Below are 17,904 nucleotides of genomic sequence, written 5' to 3'. Positions count from 1 at the left end.
ACGTTGATCGAACCGCCGCAGTCGCTGATGCGTCCGGCCGGCCGCGCGTGACGAGGGCTACGGGCGTGGAGCCGTGCTCCCCACCGCCGTCCTCACCAGCTCCCTAACCTGGCGCACGATGTCCGCCCGGTTGCGCTCGAAGTCCGGGTCGGTGACCGTGCCCGTCCGCGGGTTCGTGTTCTCCGCGCCGAACTGGAGTACCGGGGTGTGGAGATGACCGCCCGGCAGCTTCGAAAGCCCCAGCCGGTCGCGCAGCAGGGTGGCCCGGTAGGCGATCTCGTTGGAGAGGTAGTCACCGCCGCCTCCGGCCCGCGAGGACGAGCCGGGCGTGGGTCCGTCCGGCCTGGCCACCGGTTGGGTGCCGCCCGCCGGGATCTCGGTGACCTCGGTGTTGTCATACACCGGGAAGCGGCCCGTTTCCGCTGCGGTGAGCTGTCGGTACGGGAGTGTGGTGGTCGTCCACTGCGGCTGCGAGCCGGGGTCGTCGACGGGGACGGTCCCGGTGCTCGACGCGTTCTCGTTGTCGGGGAAGCCGCCGCGCCAGGCGCCGTTGGTGCGCTCCACGTCGAAGCGGCCCTGGCGGCCCTGGCTGACGGTGGTGAACAGGTCCAGGTGGGGCAGGTGCCGGGCGAGGACCCGCTCGACGGTTCCCTCCGCGAAGTCCGTCCAGCGCACCGGGAAGACAACGGTCTCGATCCGGGCCGGCCCGTCGGCGGTCCGCACCAGGGTGCCGTCCAGCGCGAGCGCGCTCGCGCCCGAGGGGTTACCGATCCGGACGTCCCTGTCCAGCGTGAACGGGTCGAAGCCGGTGACGAGGACGCGCTTCACCCGGTGGCCCGGAAAGCGAAGGTCGTCCTGGCCGCGCGAGGAGGTTTCCAGGGCAGTGCGCAACGTCCTGCGCTGCTCACCGGTCAGCCCGAACCGGGGCTGCCACGCGTGTAGTTCGCGGCTGAGAGCGAGTCGGGCCCAGTACAACGGGCGGTCATCGCCCCGGCTCGGATCGCCCGTGGCGGGCCCTCGGCCCTGGGCGCGGTCCACGGCCCGCCGCCACAGCTCCGAGGCGTGGCGGGTCACGGTCCGCTCGGCCTGCGCGTAACCGCGGGAGCTCCGCAGGGCACGCTCGAAGCGTGGGGCGAAGGAGTCGAATCCGCTGCTCCGCAGGATCTCCTGCGGGGCCGCCCGATCGAGGCGCTGTTCTTCGACGGACCTCTCCGTGGGGGTGCGAGCGGTGTCCGCCGGGGACGCGGCGGCGGGCAGGGCGGGGCCCGCGAGGACGAGCAGGAGCGCCACGCCACCGAGGCCGAGCCTGGTGGTCACGGAGAGTTGGTGCGTCACGTGGGTCCTTTCGGGTCAACGGCTCGTCGCAGTATCGCGGCACCGCCGGGGGCGAAGCCATAGGGCAGGAACTGTCCAAGCACGGGGAGAAGGGGACGGAGCACGCAGAACGCACCCGACGCCTCGGCGGGGTCCCGGCGGCGCGGGGCCCGTTTCGGCCTCCGCCGCACACGCCGCCTCCTCGCGCCCGGGCGGTACCGGAGATGCCCGCCGGGCCGCGACCGACGCGGCCGTAACGTCGTCACCCTGAAGCCGGCGACCGACGAAGGGCTCACCGGCCTGGGCCACGCCACCGTGAACGGGCGGGAGCCGGACGACGTCAGCCACCTCACCGACCATGTCGCCCGCCCTCGTACGCGGTTGACGGCGGCCGGGGGCGCCGGACGAAGCCGGTGCACCCCGGCTGTCCCTCTCCTTGTCACCGTTTCTCTGTTTGCCGCAGTCCACCCCGAGGAACGTTCCCCCCATGCCCGAAGACCCTCGTCTGGACCCGGAGATGGCCGCGGCACTCGCCGCCGAGCCGCTGCCGCCCACCGTCCTGCACCATCTGGACCGCGAGGAGCTGGCCGCCCTGCGCGCCGCCCATGCCGACAGTGCCTTCCCGCCGCCCGCCGAGGGCGTCCGGGTGACCGATCACCTGCTGCCGGGCCCCGACCCCGTCCGGGTCCGCTTCTACCGCCCGCGCGAGGCCCCGTCCCGGCCGCTGCCCTGCCTGGTGTGGATCCACGGCGGCGGCATGGTGCTCGGCACGCCCGAGATGAACGACGCCCGGGTCTCGGCCTACGTCGAGGAAGCCGGGTGCGCCGTGGCGTCCGTGGACTACCGGCTCGCGCCCGAGCACCCCTATCCCACGCCCGTCGAGGACTGCTACCGCGCCCTGCGGTGGACGGCGGAGCAGGCGGAGGCGCTCGGCGTCGACCCGGAGCGGCTCGCGGTCGGCGGGATCAGCGCGGGCGGCGGCCTCGCGGCCGCCACGGCCCTGATCGCCCGGGACCGCGGCGGGCCGCCCCTCGTCCTGCAGTTCCTGCTCTGCCCGATGCTGGACGACCGCAACACCACGGAGTCCAGCCGGGAGTTCACGGAGGCCGTCAGCTGGCCGCGCGCCAACAACCTCTACGGCTGGGCTGCTTTGCTCGGCCCGCTCTCGGGCGGCGACGAGGTTCCCCCGTACGCGGCCCCGGCCCGCGCCACCGATCTGTCGGGGCTCCCTCCCGCGTATGTCGACGTCGGGGAGCTGGAGGTGTTCCGTGACGAGTGCGCGCGGTACGCGCTCCGGCTGGTCGCCGCCGGGGTGTCCACCGAATTCCATCTGTGGCCGGGGGCGTTCCACGGGTTCGACGGGACGCTCCCCCACCTCTCCCTCCCGCGCAGGGCCGCCGCCGAGCAGATAGCGGTGCTGCGGCGGGCCCTCGGCGGCCCTACCATCTGACGCCGAGCCGCTGCGGGCTGCGGAAGGTCGTCCCGGTCCGCCACGCGACCGTGTCCATGGGGTCGGCCAGACGCAGGTCCGGGAAGCGGGCGGCCAGGTGGTGCAGGGCGAGCTGGAGCTCCGTGCGGGCCAGCCAGACGCCGAGGCAGTAGTGGGGGCCGGCACCGAAGGAGAGGGTGGGGGACTCCAGCGGGGCGTACAGGTCGTAGAGGGTGGCGGGCGGGAAGACCTCCGGGTCGCGGTTGGCCATGCCGCAGTCGGCGAGCACGATCGCGCCCGCCGGGATCATCACCCCGCCGACCTCGACGTCCTCGGCGGCGTGGCGGGTGCTGCCCCGGTCGTCGCCCAGCGGGACGAGGTGGACGAGGCGGTCCACAAGGCGCCCGGCGGCCTCCTCGTCGGTGCCGAGGCGGGGCCAGGTCTCACGGCGTTCACCCAGGAGGTAGAACAGCGCGTTGCCCAGCATGGTCATCGTGCTGTCGTGTCCGCCGACGACCAGGCCGCACACCAGGCTGACCAACTGGGCCTCGGGGACGCCCCCTTCCTCGTCGGCCGCCGCGACCAGACTGCTGATCAGGTCCTCGCCCGGGGTCCGGCGCCGCTCCGTGAGGAGGTCCGCGCCGAACGCGCTGAAATCCTTGAGTACCGATGCCACCTGTTCGCCCTCGTGGGTGCCGTCGGAGAAGGCGTGTTCGCTCCAGTGCCTCATCCGGTCCCACGTGGACTCGTCGAGCCCCATGAGGCGGCTGATCACCGCCGCCGGTAGCGGGAGGGTGAACTCCGCGACCACGTCGGCTGGCTGCTGCCGCGTCTCCAGCCGGTCGAGGAGCTCCTCCACGATCGTGGCGATCCACGGTCGCCAGCGGGCGACGGCCCTCGGGGTGAACGCGCGCCGCAGGGTGCGGCGCAGCCGCAGATGGTCGGGGCCGTCCTGGTTGAACATCAGGTCGGGGTCGTTCACGAGGTCGGGTACGCCGGAGAGGGCGGGCGCGTCGGTGGCGTACAGCTGGGCCCGGCCGAACCGCGGGTCGGAGAGCACCTGGCGGACATCGTCGTACCGGCTGACCAGCCAGGCCGGGCCGCCGTCCGGCAGTTCGGCGGGGCGGGGCGGGCCGGGCTCCTCGAAGAACAGGCGGTGCATCGGCTCCGGGGCCGGTCGCTTGGGATCGCTGATGGTCAACATGCCTCCTGGGCAGGGGCGTTGGATGGGGCCGGGTAGCTGGCCTCGCTCAGAGTTCGACGAGGACCTTTCCGCGGTTGGCCGCCCGGTCGCCGTAGAGGCTGCCGTAGGCGGCGGGGATACTGTCGAAGCCGTGGTGCAGGGTGTGGTCGCACGCGACCTCGCCGCGCCGCACGTGCCCGCCCAGCTCCGTGTGCAGGTCCTGCCAGTTCTGTTCGGTGAACCACTCCAGGGAGAAGATGCCGCGGACGGTGGCGCGCGGGAACATCAGATAGGGCAGGAGCCTCGGCCCGGTGCTCTCCTTGCCGACCTGGGTCGCCCACTGCCAGCACACCGCGACCTGGCTGCCGATGTTGAGCATGGAGAACACCGCGTCGGTGACCGCGCCGCCGAGGTTGTCGAAGTACCGGTCGACGCCGTCGGGGGCGGCCCGGGCGAGTGCCGCGCGGACGGTGTCCGCGCCGTCCCCGTGGCGGTAGACGATCACGGTGTCGAACCCGAGCCCGGTGAGGTAGTCCGCCTTCTCCGGGGACGAGGTGGTGCCGATCACCCGGGCGCCGGCGAGCGCGGCGAGCTGGCCGACGAGGGCGCCCACCGAGCCGGAGGCCCCGCTGATGACGAGGGTCTCGCCGGGGTTGATCGTCATGTACTTGGTCAGGGTCCCCCAGGCGGTCATGCCGGGGCCGCCCATCACGGAGAGGGCGGTCGGCAGCGGCAGGGCGTCGTCGTACCACCGGGGGTCGAGCCTGCGGTAGGCGGGGAAGACCATGGGGAAGGTTCCGGTCTGCCAGAGTTCGGGCACGCCGGTGGAGATCAGATGGGTGCGCCAGCCGCCGAAGCCCTGGACGAGGTCGCCGACGCGGTGGGCGGCACGGGGGCCCGCCTCCACCACCTCCATGATCGAGTCGGCGCCCATGTGCCGGCCGATCGGGGTGTCGAGGGCGATGCCCTGGAGGTAGGGGTCGACGGAGACGTACAGGGTGCGCAGGAGCATCTCGTCGGGGGCGAGGGTGACGTCGATGTTCTCGACGACCTTCTCGTAGACGCGGTCCACGTCGGGGACTCCTTCGACGTGTTCGCGGACCACCCATTTCGCGATCTTCATGGTTTCCTCTGCGTCGGTGCGGCGGGGCGGGCGGGTACGGGGATGACCCGGTGGGTCGGTGGTGGTGCGGTGAGGTCGAGCGACGCGGTGAAGGGCCTGTCGTCGTCGCGGCAGACGAACTGCATGACGTGGCGTCCGGCGGCGGCGGCCCGGATGAGCCCGCCGGTGGTGGCCCAGACGCCGGACTGGTAGAAGTCACGGAGGCCGGGGAGGCCGGGGCCGTGCTTCTTGACCAGCTCTTCGAGGGTCTCGCCGCTCTCGACGAAGGGCTGCCAGCCCAGCACGGTCCCGTCGTAGTTGCCGGTGTAGCGGACCTGGGTCAGGGGGCTGGAGACGTCACGGACGACGATCGCGTCCCGCAGGCCGGGGTAGCGCTGTTCCAGGAAGCCGACGAGGGTTTCGCGGGCCCGCCGTTTCGCCGCGTAGTAGCCGCGCCCGTGCCGTACGGGCAGGGTGTGCAGCTCCTGTCCGCCGCGGGTGCGGGTGATCTGTTCGGGGCCCTCGTCCAGGGCACGCCAGGGGGCGATGTCGCAGAAGTAGGTGGCGTAGACGACGGTGGTGCCGTCCGGGGACAGTTCGGGGTAGTGGCGGCTGCGGAACTGGACGTTGATGCTGGCGTGGCGGATGCCGGTCAGCTCGGCGGCCGTGGCCTCGTCGAGGAGGTACGTCGTGCAGGGGTCTCCGTCGGGGAAGGGGCGGGAGAGGCCGAGGAAGAGGGTGAAGTAGCCGGGGAAGACCATGCCGGGTTCGTGGATGGTCTCGGTGTAGAGCTTGCGGTAGTCCTCGCCCAGGTACTTGCCCTGAAGGAACTTCATGGTCGTGGTGTAGCCGTCGCAGGCCGACACGATGATGTCGGCGCGCAGTTCCCGGCCGTCGCTGAGCCGGACGCCCACCGCCCGGTCGTCCTCGACGATCACCGTCTCGACCTTCGTGTTGTAGGACACCTCGCCGCCGAGCCGGCGGTAACGCGCCTCGATCGACTCGGCGAGACCGAGGGAGCCTCCTTCGGGGACTCCGGCGGAGAGGTTGGCGTGCGAGGCGAGCTGGAAGTGGAAGGGGAGGACGGGGAAGGCCGGGTGCTTCTCGTAGAGGATGAAGTTGAAGGCCTGTCGCAGGAGGGGGTCCTTGAACTTCGCGGAGAAGTCGCTCATCAGGACGGTGATCGTGGTGCGTACGGAGTTGAAGTACGGCAGGAACGAGGCAAGCATCCGCCAGCGCTCCCGGCGTCCCATCAGTCCGACGGGCTTGAGGAAGGGGTAGACCGCAAGCGCCTTGCGGAAGCTGCGCAGTTGCGCGCAGAACTTCCGCACCAGCCGGGCGTCCACGGGCGAGATGTCGATGAGGTGGGCTTCGAGCCGGTCGGGGTCGGAGTAGAAGTGGACGGCCCGGCCGTCCGTACCGCGCACGATGTTGAAGACGTCGAAGTGGCGGATCTCCTTGCCCTGGAGGGCGCCGAGCTCCAGCCAGATCTGGTGCATCTCGTTGCCGGGGCCGCTGCCGAGGAGCCAGCTGACGCAGGCGTCCAGGGTGAAGCCGCCGCGATCCCAGGCGGTGCAGCAGCCACCGGGCATCTCGTGCATCTCCAGGACGCGGGTGCGGTAGCCGTTCATCTGGGCGTAGCAGCCGGTGGAGAGCCCGCCGAGACCGGCCCCGATGATGATCATCGTCTCCCGGGGCCGGCGGGTGCCGCCGGGCCGGGGCCCGTTCGTCCCGCCGCTCATGAGCCCTCGCTCTCCCGTGCGGACCACCGGTCGAGCTGGGGCAGGTGCCCCAGCATCCCGGGATGCCAGGGTTCGGCGCCCTTGCTCTCCCAGGCCCGGAACTCCAGGCCCAGTTCACGGCAGAGGTACTGGACGGCGAAGCGGCCGGTGGAGGCGGCGCGGATCAGGCCGCCCATGCCGACCCACTGTCCGGCCATGGAGAAGCCGCTCAGTCCCGGCAGCCGCATCCGGTCCTTGCCGACGAGGCGTGCCGCGACGTCGTCGGCGTCGGAGAACGCCTTCCAGGCGAGGATGGAGCCGTTGAGGTTGCCGGTGTAGCGGTGGGTCGTGGCGGGCGTGGCGACCTCGACGATGTCGATGCGCTCCGCGATGCCGGGGGTTCGGCGTTCCAGGAAGTCGCGCACGAAGTGGGCGACTTCGCGCTTGCGCCGGCGGTACTCCTTGCGGTCTCTGGTGCGCAGGTTCTTCCAGTGGGCGTAGTCACTGAAGTAGGTGCAGTGCAGGACGGAGTGGCCCGGCGGCGCGAAGCCGCCGGAGTAGCGGGAGCGTGCCTGCACGACGAGGCTGTCCTGGAGGGCTCCGGGGAGGTGGGCCGCGTCGTCCGGGCCGAGGAGGTGCGTGGTGCTGTGCGCCTCGGCAGGGTCCAGTTCGCCGCGCAGGCCGACGAAGGCGGAGACGACGGCGGGGAAGAGGGTGCCCGGGCGGTGGAGGAGGTCGGTGTAGAGCTTGTCGATCCGGGGGCCGGTGTACCGGCCGCCCAGGAGTCCGTAGACGGTGGTGTGGCCGTCGCAGGCGGAGACCACGTGCTCGGCGAAGTACTTCCTTCCGCCGCGGAGTTCGATGCCGATCGCCCGGTCGTTCTCGACCAGGATCCGTTCGGTGCGGGCCCGGTAGGTGATCGTTCCGCCCAGGCTCCGGTAGCGCTCCTCGACGGAGCGGGCGAGGCCGAGCGAACCACCCTGCGGGAAGCCCGCGTTGCCGTGATGGGCGGCCGCCATGTTGAAGAGGTACGGCAACATCGGGAAGCCCTCGGGGTCCTGGAAGAAGATGTTGCGGAACGCCTTGCGCAGCAGCGGGTCCTGGAACCGGTCGGCGAACACGTGCATCGGGGTGGCCGCGGTCCGCCAGAACAGCCGGAACGCGGGGAGCACCGTGCGCAGGGTCTGGGCCCGTTCCCGTACGGTCCGCAGCGCGGGCGCGGTCAGGAACGGGTACAGCTCGATGTCGATGAAGCGCCGCAGGTCCCGGACGAAGGCCCGGATGAGCGGGGCGTCGGCGGGTGAGACCTCCAGCAGGTGGGCCTCCAGGCGGTCGGGGTCGTTGTAGAACGTCACCGACCGGCCCGACGCGTCCTCGACCTTGTTGAACAGCTCGAAGTTGGTGACCGTCTTGCCGTCGAGCGCGCCGAGTTCGCTCCACACCCGGTGGGCGTCGTTGCCCGGGGCGGTGCCGATGAGCCACTCGATGCAGTAGTCGAAGAGATACCCGTCGCGGGACCAGGCGGTGCAGCAGCCGCCGGGCAGCACGTGCTTCTCGAAGATGCGGGTCCTGGCTCCGCTCATCTGGGCGTAGACGCCGGTGGAGAGGCCGGCCACGCCCGCGCCGATGACGATGACGCGGGGCGGGGTGCCCGGGGCGCGTTCCCTGCTGGTCCAGTCGGTGGAGTCGTCATCCGCCATGGGCCGCGTCTCCCCTCAGGACGGAGCGCACCAGCTCGGCGTTGCGGGGCAGGTGTTTGGCGTCGAGCATGTCGGCGTGGATGCCGGAGCCGCGCAGTACGGCGGTGGCGTCGGTGGAGCTGCCGTGCCAGGTGCCGTGCTCGCCGGCGGCGTAGAGGGCGGCCTTCTCCTCGTCGGTGATCACGCTGACCGTCGCGGCGACCGTGCCGGTGTTGGGGGTGCGACCGCTGAAGGCGAGGTACTCGGCGGCGTGGGCGAGGGTCTCGCGGGCGACGGCCTCGGATCCGGTGTGTTTGCGGACGTGCTCGGCGAGTTCGGTCTCGAAGGCCGCGATGCCCGAGGCGTCCGGTTCGTAGGCGGTGAGGATGCGGCGGGAGTCGAGGATGACGACGTGGGCGACGTGGCGGCCGCGCCGCTCCAGCTCCTTGGCCGTCTCGAAGGCGAGGTTGCCGCCGAGGGAGTAACCCAGAAGCAGGTAGGGGCCGTCGGGCCGGTCTGCCTCGATCAGGTCGGCGTACCGGGTGACCTTGTCGTCGCCGGGGAGGTAGTTGAAGCCGGTGACGGAGTAGTCGGGGAGCTGTGCGGCCAGCCCCCGGTAGACGAGCCCGTGGCCGCCGGCGGGCGGGAAGCAGAAGAGAGCGGGGGCCTGTCCGGCGTTGAAGGTGAGGCTCGGGAGTTCGTCGGCGGTCGTACCGAGCAGGACGTCCTCCACGGTCGCGGCCATGCCGTGCAGGGTGGTGACCTGGTAGAGCCTGCTGACGGGGACGCCGACGCCGAACTCGGTGCGCAGGTGGTGGAGGAGTTCGATGAGCTTGATCGAGCTGCCGCCGAGTTCGAAGAAGTCGTCCTCCAGGCCGACCTGTTCGCGTCCGAGCAGGGTCTTCCAGTGGCGGGCGACGCTGACCTCGTACAGCGTCACGGGTTCCTCGTGCGGCCGGTTCCCCGCCTCGGCGCGGGGGGCGGGCAGGGCGGCCGTGTCGACCTTGCCGTTGGCCGTCAGCGGCAGGGCGGGCACCTCGGTGAAGTGGGACGGGATCATGTACGAGGGCAGCGAGCGCGCCAGGTGGCGGCGCAGGGCCCGGACGTCCAGGGCGGCGCCGGGCGCCGGTACGCAGTAGGCGCAGAGCGCCGCGTCTCCCCCGGTGTCGGTGCGTACGGTGACGACGGCACGGGCGAGCGGGGGCCACTGGGCGAGCTGCGCCTCGATCTCGCCGATCTCGATACGGTGACCGCGCAGTTTGACCTGGCCGTCGGTGCGGCCGAGCAGATGGACCCGGCCGTGCGCGTCCCAGCGGGCGATGTCGCCGGTTCGGTAGAGCCGTTCGGGCCGGGCGTCGGCGGCCCGGCCGAGCGTCCGGGTGACGAAGCGCTCCTCGGTCTGCTCGGGGTCCCCGGCGTAGCCGAGGGCGACACCGTCGCCACCGATCCAGAGTTCGCCGGGCACGCCGGGCGGGACGGGTTCGCCGTGGATGTCGAGGACGTGGAGGGTGCTGCCCGGCAGGGGCCGGCCGATCGGGACCATCGCCCCGGGCTCCAGGTCGTCGACGGGCCCCTCGAAGAACGCGCTGTCGATGGTGGCCTCGGTGAGGCCGTAGGAGTTGACGAGGCGGGTGCCGGGTCCGCAGAGCTCGGCGAGCCGGCGGTACTCCCCCACGCTCCAGACGTCCGAGCCGACCACCAGCAGCCGCAGGAAGTCCAGCCGCAGCCCGTCCCGGTCGCAGTGGTCCATCAGTCCGCGGACGACGGCGGGCACGAACTCCGCGCAGTCGACGCGTTCCTGTCGCATCGTGCGGTAGAGCCGGGTGGTGTCGAAGAGGAGGTCGCGGTCGGCCAGGACGAGGGTGCCGCCCGAGCACAGGGCGCGCACCAGGTCGCCGGTGAACACGTCGAAGGACGGTTCGGCCATCTGGAGGTGCACGCGGACGTCCGTATCCAGCCGGTACTCCGCGCGCCACGCGGCCTGGGCGGAGGCGAGGTTGCGGTGGCTGACGCGTACTGCCTTGGGGCGGCCGGTGGATCCGGAGGTGGTGATGATGTAGGCGGGTGCGTCCGGGTCGGTCCCGGGTGGCGGTCCGTCCGGGTGCGGTTCGGTGTGCGCGAGGGCGGCGAGGGTCAGTGTCGGGACGGTCAGGGCCCCGGTCTGCTCCGGAGCGGCGTCGTCCGCGACGAGGACGAGTCCCGCGCCGGTGCTCGTCACGAGGCGGGCGAGCCGGTCGGCGGGCTGGTCGGGCCGGAGCGGGAGGTAGGCGGCGCCGGCCTTGAGCACACCGAGCAGGGCGACGATCAGCTCGGGAGACTTGTCCAGGCACAGCACGACCACCGAGCCCTCGCCGAGGCCGAGCGCCCGCAGCCGGGCGGCGGTGTCGGCCGCCCGACGGTCCAGCTCCGCGTAGGTCAGCCGGTGCGCCCCGCCGTGCGCGGTGGGCATGGTGACGGCGACGGCCGCGGGGTGTTCGGCGGCGATGCGGCGGATCAGCGCCTGGACCGGGATGTACGGCTCCTCGCCGGGTCCGGCGGGCAGTGGGGCGGGGCGGCTCCACTCCCCGACGAGCCGTTCCCGCTCCCGGTCGCCGAGCATCCGCAGCCGGGAGGCGGGCTGCTCGCCCGGTACCCGGGTCATCCGGTCGAGGAGCCGGGTGTAGTGGGCGGCCATACGACGCATGGTCTCGGGGAGGAAGAGGTCGGTGTTGTACTTGAACACGCAGTGGAAACGGCCCTCGGCCTCGTCCTCGTAGGCGGACAGCGTTATGTCGAACTGCCCTTCCTCCTCCGGTAGTTCGATGTACTCCAGGCGGTAGCCGTACTGCTCGGTGGCCACCTTGTGGGTGAGGAGGATGAACATCGCCTGGAAGACGGCGGAGCGGCTGGGGTCGTGCTGGAGGCCCAGCTCCTCGACGAGGAGGACGAAGGGGTACTCCTGGTTGTCCAGGCCGCCGAGCACGGTCCGGCGGACCTGTTGCAGCAGTTCGGCGACGGTCGGGTCCTCGGACAGGTCGGCGTGCAGGGGCAGCGGGTTGACGAAGTAGCCGTAGACGGCGGCGAAGTCCTGCCGGGTGCGGCCGGTCACCGGGCTGCCGACGACGATGTGGTCCTGCCCGGAGTAGCGGTGCAGCAGGAGGTAGTACGCGCTCAGCAGCACCATGAACGGCGTGACGCCGTGGGCGCGGGCCAGGGCGTGGACGCGGGCGCTGAGGGCGTCGTCCAGGACGAAGAACTCGGAGGCCCCGTTGTGGGTCTGGACCGCCGGACGCGGCTTGTCGACGGGCAGGTCCAGGAGCGGGACCTCGGCCGGCAGGTGGGCGCGCCAGTAGTCGAGCATGCCGGCCGCCCCGGGGCCGGCCAGGAAGGCGTTCTGCTGGTTGAGGAAGTCGAGGTAGCGGGCCTCGATCGGTGGGAGATGGGGTTCCTGGTTGCGGCGCAACGCCTCGTAGACCGCGAGGAGTTCCTCGATGAAGGTGAAGGTGGAGATGGCGTCGGAGACGATGTGGTGGACGGCCTTCATGATGATCCAGCGGTCCGGGCCCCGCTTGAAGAGCCGGAAGCGGACCAGTGGGTCGTGGGCGAGGTCGTAGGGCTTGCGGTACTCCTGGATGATCGTCGCGTGGATGGACTCCCAGTCCTCGCCCTGGACGTCGAAGAGGGCGAGGTCCGTCGCGGCGCCCTCGGAGACCCGCTGCACGGCCTGCCCGTCCACCAGGAGGAAGTTGGTGCGCAGCGCGGGGTGCCGGGCGATGAGCCGCCGGACGGCCTCGAACATCAGGTCCGGTTCGAGCGTGACGTTCACCTCGACGGCCCCGCCGATGTTGTACGCGTAGCCGTCCGGGTTGAGGTGTTTGAGGAACCAGAGCGCTTTCTGGTTCTGCGTCAGCGGGTACTGCCGCTCGTCGCTGTGGAGTTCGACCGCTCCTGGGGCCCCGTCGGGGGCGTCGGCCGAGGCCAGGGCGGTGAGGCCGTCGTGGAGCTGGGCGGCGAGCTCCCCGGCCGAGGTGCCGCTGAGCAGGGCGACCACGGGGAGGGCGACGCCGAGTTCGGCGTGGATCCGGGCCCGTAGCTCCATGGCGAGGAGCGAGTCGAGCCCGAGTTCGCCGAGTCCGGTGGCGGGGTCGATACGGTCCGTGCCGGTGCGCAGCACGGTGGCGGAGAGCGCCGCGAACCGCTCGGCGACCAGGGCGCGGCGGGCCTCCTCGTCGGCGGCGCGGAAGGTGTCCAGGAATCCGTTGCCCGAGGCGGCGTCCGCCGACGGGGCGGCGGCTGCCGCGAGGTCGGCGACCAGCGGCGGCGGGGACGGGTACCAGGCGAGGAAGACGGGCCAGTCGACGACGGTGGCGACGACCAGTTGGGCGTGGTCCTGACCGATGACACGTTCGAGCACGGCCATGCCGGCGTCCGGGGACAGTGAGCTCATGCCGCGGCTGTGCAGATAGTGGTCGACCAGGCCGAGTTCCTCGATCATTCCGGTGGCCCAGGGGCCCCAGTCCAGGCTGAGCGCGGGCAGTCCCTGGGCGCGGCGGTGATGGGCGAGCGCGTCCAGGAAGGCGTTGCCCGCCGCGTAGTTGGTCTGACCCGCCGTGGTCAGCAGCGAGGCGATCGAGGCGAAGAGCACAAAGTGTTCGAGGGGTTCGTCCCGAAGGTGCCGGTGCAGGAGGTGGGCGCCGACGGTCTTGGGGTCGTGCACGGCGTCGAAGGCGGCCCGGTCCAGGTCGGCGACGAGCGTGTCGCGGACCTGTCCCGCGAGGTGGAACACCCCGCGTACGGGTGGCGCCCCGCTGCGCCGGTGGGCGTCGAGCCAGCCGGCCAGGGCGTCCTCGTCGGTGATGTCGAGGGTGGCGAGGACGGGCTGTGCGCCGAGCGCCTCCAGTTCACGGAGGAGGGCCACGGCCCGGCCCTCGGCGGTGGCGGGGTCGGTCCCGGCCCACTTCTCCCGGGCCGGGACGGGGGTGCGCCCGACCAGGACGATCCGACGGGCCCCGCGGCGTACGAGGGTGCGGCACAGCAGTCGGCCGAGCGCGCCGAACGCGCCGGTGACCAGATAGCTTCCGTCGGCCCGCAGACGCAGCGGCAGGGGCCGGGTCAGGTTCTCGGCGGGGCGCAGGCGGCTGGTGCGGCGACCTCCGTCGCGCAGGGCGATCTCCTCCTCGTCGTCGCTGAGCACTTCGCCGAGGAGCGCTTGGGCCTCGGCCCGGTCGCCGTCGGGGCCCGGCTGTCGCCGGGGGTCGAGGTCGATGAGTTTGCCGGGGTGTTCGATCAGTTCCTGGTGCCGCAGTACACGGCCGATGCCCCAGGCGGGTGCCCCGAGGGGTTCGGGACCCTCGCCGGGCAGGGCGGGCTGGGCGCCGCGGGTGACGATGTGCAGGCGGCCTCCGGTGTCCCGGGCGAGAAGGAGCCGGGCGAGGGCGATCAGTGAGTACGCTCCCGCGCCGGTGTGGTCGTGGAGGGAGGTCCGGTCGCACCCGGCGAGGGCGGGCGCGTCGAGGTTCCACAGGTGCAGGACGGCACCCCGGAAGGGGCCTCGGTCGCGGTCCAGGTCGGCGAGGAGGCGGCGCAGATCGGCGTCGGACGCGGGGTCGACGGTGAACGTGGCGCCGTCGGCGGACGCGGTGTAGGCCGCGCCCCGGCGCACCAGGCGGCAGCGTTCGCCCCGGGCGGCGGCCAGGGCGGCGAAGGCGTCCGCGACGCCCCCGGTGTCGGCGAGGACCAGCCAGTCGTGGTCCCGTGCCGCTGTGGCGGGTACCGGCCGGCGATCGGTCGCGCTCTCCGCCCATTCGCCGCGTACGTCATCGTCGTTGACGTCCCTCGTCAGGTCCTCGGCGTCCTCGGCGGGTAGTGCGGGGCAGTCGGTCCAGACGGGTTCGGCGAGCCAGGAGTCGATCGTGGTCCGGGCGACGGCGGTGGCCGCCTTCTCCACGTCGGCGGCTCGGAAGCCGAGGACTCGGCCGAGCGGTGCGCCGTCGTCGGCGTACAGGGCGATGTTCCCGATGGTGGTGTCGGCGTCGCCGGGGAGCAGGGTGGCGTGGGCCCAGAAGGGCTGGTCGCCGATGGGTTCGAGGGCGACCTCGTCCAACGAGAGCGGCAGCCTGATCCCGGTGTCCGGTGCGGGTCCTTCCAGGATCATCGGGGTCAGCAGGGCCTGGAAGCAGGCGTCGAGGAGGACGGGGTGGAGGTGGTGGCCGGCGGCGTCGTCGCCGATCGCCCGGGGTGGGCGGATCCGGGCCAGTACCTCTCCGGCGCCGATCCAGACCTCTTCGATGGCCTGGAAGGCGGGGCCGTAGTGGTAGCCGAGGGCGGCCAGGGCGGTGTAGCAGTCGGGGCCTTCGAGCCGTCGGAGGGACCTGGCGCGGATCGCGGGGGCGTCGAGCGGCGGGGCGGTGCGGCGGCGTTGCCCGGTGCGGACGATCCCGCCGGCGTGCACGGCCCTCTCCCCGTCCTCCCCGGTCGGGGAGGCGATGGTGAAGGCGGCGTTCTCCAGGGAGAGCGACACCTCCACGGTCCGGTCCTCGCCGTCGGGCAGGAAGAGCGCCTTGCGCAGATCGATGTCGGCCAGGACGGCGGTGGTGCCGCCGGTGAGCCGCAGGACGGCCTGGGCTGCCATTTCCAGATAGCCGGCGGCGGGGAAGACCACGGTGTCCTGGATGCGGTGGTCGGCGAGGTACGGCAGGTCCTCGGTGTCCAGGCGGGCCTGCCAGGTGGGCTCGGTACGGTCGGTGCGGCGGCCCAGGAGGGGGTGGTCCCGGTGGCCGAGCCGGACCTGGGCGACGGGCCGGGGTTCGGTCCAGTGGCGGTCGCGCCGGAAGGGGTGGCGGGGCAGGGTGACCGGCCGGCCGGCCGGTTGGAGGACGCTCCAGTCGATGGCGACGCCCAGGTTGTGGAGCGAGCCGAGGGAGACGGCGAAGCGCTCGCTCTCGTTCTCCCGGCGGCGGATCGAGGGCAGGGTGAGTCCGCTCGTACCGCCCGCGTCGAGGCATTCGCGGATCGCGTGGCCGAGAACCGGGTGTGGGCCGATCTCCAGGAACACCTGGTGGCCGTCGTCGGCGATGCGGTCGACCGCGGCGCGGAAGCGCACCCGCTCGCGGACGTTCTTCCACCAGTACGCGGCGTCCAGTTCCTCGCCCCGGGCGGTTCCCTCGACGCCCGTGAGATACAGCGGCAGCTGGGCCGGGCGCGGCTCCAACGGTGCGAGTTCGGCGAGCAGTTCGTCCTTGATCCGCTCCATCACGAAGCTGTGGTAAGGCACTTCGACGGTGAGGAACTTCGCGAACTGCTGCTCGGCCCGCAACTCCTCGGCCAGCAGGGTCAGCGCGGCCTCGTCCCCGGCCAGGGTGATCGCGGTGGGGCTGTTGACGGCGGCGATGGAGACCCGGTCGCTGTAGGGGCGCACCCGGCGCTCCGCCTCGTCCTCCGAGAGGCTGACGGCGAGCATGGCGCCCGTGCCGGCCAGGGTCTGCTGGAGGCGGCTGCGGTGCACGACGATCCTGGCCGCGTCCCGCAGGGAGTAGACGCCCGCCGCGTGGAAGGCGGCGATCTCTCCGGTGCTGTGGCCGACCACAGCGTCGGGGACCACCCCGTGGGACCGCCACAGGGCGGCGAGGCCGACCTGCACGGCGAAGTTCGCGGGCTGCGCGAGCCAGGTCTCCCCCATCCGGGAGACGGACTCGTCGGCGGTCATCTCCTCGATCAGGGACCAGTCGGCGAACTCCCGCAGCGCCAGGTCGCATGCGGCGACGGCGTCCCGGAAGACCGGCTCCTCCTCCAGCAGTTGGCGTCCCATGCCCCACCACTGGGGGCCCATGCCGGTGAAGACCTGGACCAGCCGCCGGTCGGCGCCGTCCCGGGCACGGCCATGGACGACCCGGGGGTGGGCCTCGCCGCGCGCATGTGCGGCCAGGGCCTCGTCGAGGGATTCGCGGGAGGTGTAGGCGACGGACAGCCGCTCGGGGAGGTGCTGGCGGCGGTGGGCCAGCGTATGGCCGAGGTCGTCGAGGTCCACGACCGGGCCGTTGTCGCCCGCCAGTTCGCCGCGGATGCCGGCCGCCATCTCCGTCAGGGCGTCGGGGTTGCGGGCGCTGAGGGGCAGGATGCTCCAGCGTCGCCCGGCGGGCGGGGCGGGGCGGATGTCCGGCAGGGTCCTCGGGGCCTCCTCCAGGACGACATGGGCGTTGGTGCCGCCGAATCCGAAGGAGTTGACCCCGGCGCGGGCGGGCCCTTCGTGTTCGGGCCATGCCGTGGGCCGGGTGGGGATCTCGTAGGGCAGGGTAGCCGGGTCGATGGCGGGGTTGAGGTTCTCCAGGTTGATGTGGGGCGGGATCGTGCGGTGTTTGATGCTCAGGACGGTCTTGATCAGCCCGGCGATCCCGGCGGCGGATTCGGTGTGGCCGATGTTCGTCTTGACCGAGCCGACGTAGGCGGGGGCGCCCGGGGCCCGCCCGATGGCCAGCGCGCGAGCCAGGGCGCTCGCCTCGATCGGGTCGCCGACCGGGGTCGAGGTGCCGTGCGCCTCCATGTACTGGAGCGCCCCGGGGGTGATACCGGCCTCGGCGCAGACCCGGCGGATGAGGTCGACCTGGGCGTCGGGGTTGGGCACGGTGATGCCGTTGGTGTGGCCGTCCTGGTTGACGCCACTGCCGAGGATCACGGCGTGGATCCGGTCCCCGTCCCGTACGGCGTCGTCCAGCCGCTTCAGCGCGACCAGCCCGACGCCTTCGGCCCGTACGTAGCCGTCGGCGGCGGCGTCGAACGTACGGGAGCGGCCCTCGGGCGACAGGAACCCGCCCTTCGTCTCCGCGATGGTGTACTGCGGGGCCATGTGGAGCAGGGTGCCGCCGGCCAGCGCGAGGTCGCTCTCGCCGTTGTTCAGCGCCTGGCACGCCAGGTGGACGGCGACCAGGGAGGAACTGCACGCGGTGTCGATGGACAGGCTGGGGCCACGGAAGTCGAAGCAGTACGAGATGCGGTTCGACACCATCGTCATCATGGTCCCGGTCGCGGTGTGGGCGGCCAGCGAGGTGAAGCCCAGGTCGGCGAACTGCAGGATCTTGTAGTCCAGGGTGAACGCGCCGACGTAGACGGCGACGTTGCCTCCGGCGAGGTCGGCGGGCCGCTGGCCGCCGTCCTCCAGGGCCTCCCAGGCCACTTCGAGCAGTTTGCGCTGCTGCGGATCCATGTGATCGGCCTCGCGGGGGCTGATGCCGAAGAACGCGGGGTCGAACTCGTCGAAGCCGTCGATATATCCACCGCGGCCGCCGACGAGGCGCCCTGGCTTGTCCCGGAACCGGCTGCCGAGCGTTCTGACGTCGTACCGGTCGGGCGGTGTGGGTGTGATGCAGTCCTTGCCCTCCACCAGGTTGCGCCAGTACGTGCGGTGGTCCGAGGCGCCGCCGGGCAGGCGGCAGCCCATCCCGATGATCGCCACCTTGTTCCGTAACGCCCGGTTGTTCGCGTCGGCCATGTCGAACTCCTCA

General features: G+C 72.1%; 7 protein-coding genes. 1 reads left to right on the top strand and 6 read right to left on the bottom strand.

The window, feature by feature from the left end:
- Positions 1–57: 57 nt before the first annotated feature.
- On the bottom strand, positions 58–1,335 hold the full coding sequence (locus tag ACZ60Q_RS11270) for a pyroglutamyl-peptidase I (protein ID WP_469631695.1): 1,278 nt from the start codon (positions 1,333–1,335) through the stop codon (positions 58–60).
- A gap of 466 nt (positions 1,336–1,801) precedes the next feature.
- Here ACZ60Q_RS11270 and ACZ60Q_RS11265 point away from each other — a divergent pair, with 466 nt between their 5' ends.
- Positions 1,802–2,764 (top strand): alpha/beta hydrolase, encoded by a 963-nt coding sequence (locus tag ACZ60Q_RS11265; RefSeq protein ID WP_469631692.1) that lies wholly within the window; start codon positions 1,802–1,804, stop codon positions 2,762–2,764.
- On the opposite strand, the gene ACZ60Q_RS11260 is transcribed toward ACZ60Q_RS11265, so the two are convergent.
- The 5 genes from ACZ60Q_RS11260 to ACZ60Q_RS11240 are packed head-to-tail and all read right to left on the bottom strand — an operon-like array spanning position 2,754 to position 17,891.
- Positions 2,754–3,947: a cytochrome P450 gene (locus ACZ60Q_RS11260; protein ID WP_469631690.1), complete on the bottom strand. Its 1,194-nt coding sequence runs from the start codon at positions 3,945–3,947 to the stop codon at positions 2,754–2,756. The genes ACZ60Q_RS11265 and ACZ60Q_RS11260 overlap by 11 nt on opposite strands.
- Positions 3,948–3,993: 46 nt before the next feature.
- The gene (locus ACZ60Q_RS11255) at positions 3,994–5,049 is read right to left on the bottom strand and encodes an MDR family NADP-dependent oxidoreductase (protein WP_469631688.1); all 1,056 of its coding nucleotides are present in this window, start codon (positions 5,047–5,049) and stop codon (positions 3,994–3,996) included.
- On the bottom strand, positions 5,046–6,770 hold the full coding sequence (locus tag ACZ60Q_RS11250; RefSeq protein WP_469631685.1) for a phytoene desaturase family protein: 1,725 nt from the start codon (positions 6,768–6,770) through the stop codon (positions 5,046–5,048). Before ACZ60Q_RS11250 ends, ACZ60Q_RS11255 begins: the two co-directional genes overlap by 4 nt.
- On the bottom strand, positions 6,767–8,449 hold the full coding sequence (locus ACZ60Q_RS11245; RefSeq protein WP_469631683.1) for a phytoene desaturase family protein: 1,683 nt from the start codon (positions 8,447–8,449) through the stop codon (positions 6,767–6,769). Before ACZ60Q_RS11245 ends, ACZ60Q_RS11250 begins: the two co-directional genes overlap by 4 nt.
- Entirely contained in the window at positions 8,439–17,891 is a 9,453-nt protein-coding gene (locus ACZ60Q_RS11240; protein WP_469631681.1) for a non-ribosomal peptide synthetase/type I polyketide synthase, read from the bottom strand. The genes ACZ60Q_RS11245 and ACZ60Q_RS11240 overlap by 11 nt, the downstream gene beginning before the upstream one ends.
- Positions 17,892–17,904 lie beyond the last annotated feature (13 nt).

Source organism: Streptomyces sp. NPDC104313 (genome assembly GCF_055583985.1).
This window is presented reverse-complemented; position numbering and strand designations above follow the sequence as displayed.

Excerpts from the sequence above, each read along its gene's own strand:
- ACZ60Q_RS11265 (WP_469631692.1), top strand. The coding sequence starts at position 1,802 with ATGCCCGAAGACCCTCGTCTGGACCCGGAGATGGCCGCGGCACTCGCC.
- ACZ60Q_RS11260 (WP_469631690.1), bottom strand. The coding sequence starts at position 3,947 with ATGTTGACCATCAGCGATCCCAAGCGACCGGCCCCGGAGCCGATGCAC.
- ACZ60Q_RS11255 (WP_469631688.1), bottom strand. The coding sequence starts at position 5,049 with ATGAAGATCGCGAAATGGGTGGTCCGCGAACACGTCGAAGGAGTCCCC.
- ACZ60Q_RS11250 (WP_469631685.1), bottom strand. The coding sequence starts at position 6,770 with ATGAGCGGCGGGACGAACGGGCCCCGGCCCGGCGGCACCCGCCGGCCC.
- ACZ60Q_RS11245 (WP_469631683.1), bottom strand. The coding sequence starts at position 8,449 with ATGGCGGATGACGACTCCACCGACTGGACCAGCAGGGAACGCGCCCCG.
- ACZ60Q_RS11240 (WP_469631681.1), bottom strand. The coding sequence starts at position 17,891 with ATGGCCGACGCGAACAACCGGGCGTTACGGAACAAGGTGGCGATCATC.